A 5,365-nucleotide genomic window follows, 5' to 3' on the forward strand; every position below is an offset into this window, starting at 1 on the left:
CCTCTAACCCCCAATCTCGTTTCGAGAAAAAGCCGCACCCGCACCGCCGAGAACGCAACGTTTTCTCGGCGGTGTGCGGCTATGCTGTAGCGTTGCATCTGCTGCACCGCCCATGTCTTCCGCTGCCCCCGCCTCTTCCACCTCCATCACGTCGTCCCCCTGGATGCCCATTCTTGCCCTGATGGGTTCGATGGCCTCCGTGTGCCTGGGCAACTCGTTTGCCAAGACGCTGTTCCCGGTGCTGGGCGCGGCCGGCACCGTTACTTACCGCGTCACCATTGGGGCGGCGATCCTGCTGGCGTTCTGGCGGCCGTGGCGCCTGCACCTGACCCGCGCCGACGCCGGTCGCATCGCCATGTACGGCGTCACGCTGGCGAGCATGAACCTGCTGTTCTATCTGTCGTTGCAGCGGTTGCCGATCGGCATTGCGATTGCCATCGAGTTCACCGGGCCGCTGGTGCTGGCGGTGGTGCTGTCGCGCCGGGCGCTCGATTTCGTGTGGATCGGGCTGGCGGTGGTGGGCCTGCTGATGCTGTCGGTGGGCGACAAGGCAGTTGGCCAGGTCGATCACCTGGGCGCGGCGTATGCGCTGGCGGCCGGTGTGTGCTGGGCGCTCTATATCCTGACCGGCAAGAACCTCGGTGGCTTGCATGCGGGCCAGGCAACATCGCTGGGGATGACCGTGGGGGCGTTGTTCGCGATTCCGTTTGGCGTGGCGCAAGCGGGGTCCGCACTGCTGACACCGTCGCTCATTCTGGCGGGGCTGGGCATCGGGCTGCTGTCGAGCGCGATTCCGTATTCGCTGGAGATGGTGGCGCTCAAGCACCTGCCGGGTAAGACGTTCTCTGTGCTACTGAGCCTGGAGCCGGCCATCGGCGCGCTGGCCGGGGCCATCGTGCTGCACGAGCAGCTGACCGGGCGGCAGTGGACAGCCATTCTGGCCATCATCGCCGCGTCAGCCGGGTGTGCGCTGACAGTGCGCGCGCCCAAGCCGGCACACAGCGAGTAATCTAGCCGGAAACCCGCGCCACGGCTTGCAGCACGGCCATGCGTGTCTGCGCGTAGACCATGCCCTTCCACGCCGGCACATCGCAATAGAACGCATCGCGCAGCGCCCGGCGGATGCCATCTGCCTGCGCAGCGCCCTGCTCAGGGTGTCGATGCAGCCAGTGGTCGGCCCGCAGGGCCTGCAGCACCGCTAGCGGTGCAAGCGTGCCGAACTCCAGCGTGATGCAGGTCTTCTCGATGTCGGGCAGCAGCTCGTATGCCACGCCCACCAGATCCCCCTTGACCACCGATGACACCGACCCCGGTGCCGCAATCGGCCGGACATCCGCACCCCAGGTGCGGATGGCGCGCTCGAGTTCAGCCGGGTCGGGGCTGTTGAAAATCTTCTCGCCGTGGCCGTAATGGCCGAGCCCGGTATGCAGATCGATCCATATGAAACGGGAAACACCTGCCGCATGCCGGGACACCAGCCCGCGCATCTGCAAGGTGCTCCAGCAGGGGGCAGTGCCGCCATAGAACATGCCGTCCGGCACGCGGTATTGCCCACTGGTTGCGGCGTCCTGCAGGGCTTTCTCACCGCGCGTGACCATATAGTGCCGCAACGCTGCCTGATCCGCCTGGCTGGGCGGCCACGTTGACGGCAGCAGCAACGGATCGACCTCGAGATAGGCCGGATTGGCCGACGCCGCCTCGGCAAAGTCGACGCTGTTGCGGTTGAGGTCGACGTTGTCTTCGTTCACACGCCGCAGGTGGGCAAACCCATACGGGTTGACGGCGTGCACCAGCAGCAGCGCCAGCCCGGACGCCGCCAGCCGCGCGAAGAGTTCGTCGTCGTGCAGCAGGCCGATCTGGCAACCGGAGCCGCAGAACCCTTCCACGCCATGCACACCAGAGGTGACGACCAGCAGCGAATCGGCCTGCGCCGGCGAGAACAGCGCCGTGTCGATGGAGAGGGGCTCGCCGGACGGCCCGAGCGCATCCGGGTGGAGATGCCGTTCGACGCCCATCCCCCGGGCCTGGGCGGCCGTCAGGAACTTGGCGCGCGCTTCATCGTAGGTCTGGGAGAAGAAGGATTCGACGGTCATTTTGGGGCCCAGGATGGTGGGAAGACAACGGTCGTACGCTCCGGATTATCGGGGGCCGGCCGACTGCAGGCAATTCCAGCGAGGCAATAAAAACAGGGGCCGAAGCCCCTGTCTATCCAGTCATGACACCCGCTGAAAAACTCAGCCCTTCAGCGCGGTCAGATCCGCTTGCGCACTGCGTAGGTCTTCCTGCTTCTCGCGCAGTTTGTCCTGCTTCTCGGCCAGGCGTTTCTGCGCCTTGGCGATGCGCTTGACCTCACCCTTGCTGCGGGATTCCTTCAGCTTGTCCTCGGCTTCGGTCACTTCCAATTGCGCTTTTTGCACGTCCCGCTCGGCTTCGCGCACCTTGCGCTCGGCGTGTTCGGCCTGACCTGCATTGGTGCAGTTGGCTTTGGTGCTCGCCAGCGCATCTTGCAGGCCGGCAATCCGGAACGTGTTGCCGTATTGCTTGGCCATCTCGATCTGCGTTTCGATCGCGCGGATCTTGGTGGCGCAGTTCGTGGTGTCGGCAAACGCTGCAGGCGCGCCCAGCAGGGCAAACGGCGTGAGGGCGACGAGGAGAGTCTTCTTCATAGGAGCGTCCTTATATTCAGTCCATCGATACGGCACGATACGACGATAGTTGGCCACAGCCCATCAGGTTCAACGGATTCTCAACAAGCCGTGACAAATAAAAAAGTCCCGAATGGGCCTTTTTTTAAGCTTGGGAGGGCCCCTCTACGCGCAATTGCGCGCTGCCCTCCAATGTCGGTAAGCCATACGCAAGCTGATCAATCGTTGCCGACCAATGCGACCATCGGTAACGTGAAGTACGACAATCCACTGCGCCGGGGTCAGTCATCGGCCCGCTTCGTGAGCCGATACCCTCGCCCGTAGACGTTTTTGATCGTCAGCACGGAGTCGCCTTCCATATGGAGCTTCCGGCGGATCTTGTAGATGTGCTGTTCAATGGAGTGCTTGGCGACCGTGGAACCTGTGCCCCATACCGCCAAGGCAATCTGCTCATACTGCAGAAAGGCGCCCATTGAAGAAAAGAGCAGCCACGCGGTTGCGAACTCGCGGCTGGTCAATTGCAGGGGTACCTTGTTCATCGTCACGCACTCGCTCGCGCGATCGAGCACGTACGGACCAATGACCAGTCGGTCGCCGCTCCTTGTTGGTACCTGAACGCCAGACCGGATCAGTACGCGCTGCACACGCACGTACAGCTCTTCGCGGTTGAGTGGCGCGAGGATAAAGTCATCAACGCCCGCCTCAACGGAGCGATACAGCGCATCACGCTCCGAAGGCTCTCCGAAGACGAGGATCGGCGTGGCATTGCCCGCGTTGAATTGTCGCCATGACAGCGCAAGGTGGCCATCTGCATGGAAATGCGGAGCATCAATCAGCAACAGGCTGCAACGCTTGAACTTCCGTGAGTGGCGAATGAGCGCCGTGACGTTTTCGAAATGCAAGCACTTGATATGCGAACTGGCACCTGCCAGACATTCGGAAACCAGCGCGAATACCGGGGCGCTCGAGGTGACTACTGCGAATTCCATTTGAACTCCATCGGCGCGCAGCTCCCGTTCGGGGCAGCCACAACCCATGCCGACATGGACAATCTTGTCTTCAATATTCGTCCACAAAGACTTTTACGTCGCCGTTGCGCAAGAAATGCACGGACACATGGCCACCGTTGCTTCCCGCCAGATATGGCGGTGGCACGGCAACCAGGGTCTGAGGCGGGCGAAACGCGTCGTCCGACCAACTGACGGTGAGCGTGAAATCCCTCTGATACTCACGCGGCACGCGGAGGCAGCACAGCGATGTTTCGCTAGCCCCATGCCGTGCAACGCCTGCACCGGTCACCTCGTTGATCGAGAAATTGCGGATATCGTGGTCGGTATGGTTGAACGTGACGATGTCCGCCATCACAGTGCCGCTGTTGGTGACGCATCCTGAACTCATCAGACAGCAAGCCAGCCAACAGCCAACGACCATCCGCTGCACCGCCGAAGCCTTCCTCACCTCTGCTCTCCTTCAGGCCGTGACAGCCGTGCGGCGTTGGCACGCATGGCATGCCAACGCACGCCTGCGTTTCAGGGATGGCCGGACCGCGCCCCGACAGCAGACGCACTCAACACGGGCCGCTGCTGCGGCTGCGACTGGGCCGCCGCGGCTTTCTTCTCCTTCATGGCTTTGTCGATGATGTGCTGCTGATCCTGATCACGGAACGCCGAAGCGCTCATTGCGTAGATCAGCGAGCCAACTGCAACGAGAATGACTGCAAGATTTTTCATGTGGATCACCGCTGCGCGGCAAGTCAGAAGCGGACAATGAGGTCGGCCGCCACCATGGTCTGGGTGCGCGACAGTCCGCCATTGAAGGCGGGGCTGCTGGCTTGGTAGCGATTGATTTCGGGGCGGATCAGGACGGACTGGTTAAAGAAGTGCGTCCAGCCAATGGCCTCGCCCCAGTACCGGGCGGGCGTACCCGTACGTTGGCCCTGGCGGTCATCCATGTATTCCACACGGAACGACACGCTGTCTTTCGAGCTGACTTGCCAGTTCAGGTAGTCCACCACCGCGACTTCACTCGTGTTGTAGCGGCGCAGCGGGTCGAGGGTGGAACTGTTCAGACAGCCGAACGGGGTGGATGGTCCATCGGAGCCAACTTGCCCGCTGCACACTGGCACGTTGTTCTCCTTCATGTACCAGACCTCGAGCTGGTTGTTCAGCGTCTGGCTGAAGCGGTGGCTCCAGGTTGCCACCCATTGGTTGATGTTGTTGTAGGCGTAGTTGGCCCCGTTGATGGTGTTTGCGCAGCCGTAGATGGAGTCGGCGTTGGAGCCGCTGATCCATTGGACGCACAGCAGCGGAGACAACTTCGAGCCGCTGGTGCCCGGGAACGTATCGTTGCCCGCCGTGAGGCCAAGCTGGACCGACCAGTTGTTGTTCAGCTTGACGGTATCGACCACCCCCACCTGTGTGTACGGGTCATAGGCGTACAGCAGGGAATGGCTGAACAGATAGTTGTCAGGCGCCAGTTGCGCTTCGATGTCGGGCAGCGAGATGAAACGGCCAACGCGGATGTTCATCCCCTGTGCGATACCGGGGATGTAGGTATCGACATAGGCCATCGGCATGTCAAAGCCGTACTTCTTGTTCTTCTCGAGCAGTTGGTCGCTCCAGAAGCCCTTCATGGTCGTGAAGCGGTAGTCCATGCCGTAGATCAGGTCAAACCGGTAGCCAAAGTCCACATGGTCGGTCTGGTAGGTATCCGGCAAGCGC

Annotated in this window: 7 protein-coding genes; 1 reads left to right on the forward strand and 6 read right to left on the reverse strand. The window is 62.0% G+C overall.

Annotated elements, in window-relative coordinates:
- The first annotated feature begins 112 nt into the window (after nt 1–112).
- The gene (locus tag C404_RS48565) at nt 113–1,009 is read left to right on the forward strand and encodes an EamA family transporter (RefSeq protein ID WP_049285530.1); all 897 of its coding nucleotides are present in this window, start codon (nt 113–115) and stop codon (nt 1,007–1,009) included.
- Nucleotide 1,010: 1 nt separating this feature from the next.
- Here the strand turns inward: C404_RS48565 and C404_RS48570 are convergent, their stop codons facing one another.
- The 6 genes from C404_RS48570 to C404_RS48595 form a co-directional block, all read right to left on the reverse strand.
- Nucleotides 1,011–2,093, reverse strand: coding sequence for a M14 family metallopeptidase (locus C404_RS48570; RefSeq protein ID WP_021196057.1), 1,083 nt, complete (start codon nt 2,091–2,093; stop codon nt 1,011–1,013).
- 141 nt (nt 2,094–2,234) lie between these two features.
- Entirely contained in the window at nt 2,235–2,666 is a 432-nt protein-coding gene (locus C404_RS48575) for a DUF1090 domain-containing protein (protein ID WP_021196058.1), read from the reverse strand.
- A 260-nt stretch (nt 2,667–2,926) separates the two neighbouring features.
- Nucleotides 2,927–3,634, reverse strand: coding sequence for a response regulator transcription factor (locus tag C404_RS48580; RefSeq protein WP_021196059.1), 708 nt, complete (start codon nt 3,632–3,634; stop codon nt 2,927–2,929).
- Between the two features lie 70 nt (nt 3,635–3,704).
- Complete coding sequence (locus C404_RS48585) at nt 3,705–4,103, reverse strand: DUF3304 domain-containing protein (protein ID WP_152524468.1); 399 nt, start codon at nt 4,101–4,103, stop codon at nt 3,705–3,707.
- A 71-nt stretch (nt 4,104–4,174) separates the two neighbouring features.
- The gene (locus C404_RS48590; protein WP_021196061.1) at nt 4,175–4,375 is read right to left on the reverse strand and encodes a hypothetical protein; all 201 of its coding nucleotides are present in this window, start codon (nt 4,373–4,375) and stop codon (nt 4,175–4,177) included.
- A gap of 23 nt (nt 4,376–4,398) precedes the next feature.
- The coding region (locus C404_RS48595) for an outer membrane beta-barrel protein (RefSeq protein WP_021196062.1) at nt 4,399–5,365 on the reverse strand (967 nt) is incomplete at its 5' end.

Origin of the sequence: Ralstonia sp. AU12-08, assembly GCF_000442475.1 — a bacterium.
GTDB lineage: Bacteria > Pseudomonadota > Gammaproteobacteria > Burkholderiales > Burkholderiaceae > Ralstonia > Ralstonia insidiosa.

Excerpts from the sequence above, each read along its gene's own strand:
- C404_RS48575 (WP_021196058.1), bottom strand. The coding sequence starts at position 2,666 with ATGAAGAAGACTCTCCTCGTCGCCCTCACGCCGTTTGCCCTGCTGGGC.
- C404_RS48580 (WP_021196059.1), bottom strand. The coding sequence starts at position 3,634 with ATGGAATTCGCAGTAGTCACCTCGAGCGCCCCGGTATTCGCGCTGGTT.
- C404_RS48590 (WP_021196061.1), bottom strand. The coding sequence starts at position 4,375 with ATGAAAAATCTTGCAGTCATTCTCGTTGCAGTTGGCTCGCTGATCTAC.
- C404_RS48570 (WP_021196057.1), bottom strand. The coding sequence starts at position 2,093 with ATGACCGTCGAATCCTTCTTCTCCCAGACCTACGATGAAGCGCGCGCC.
- C404_RS48565 (WP_049285530.1), top strand. The coding sequence starts at position 113 with ATGTCTTCCGCTGCCCCCGCCTCTTCCACCTCCATCACGTCGTCCCCC.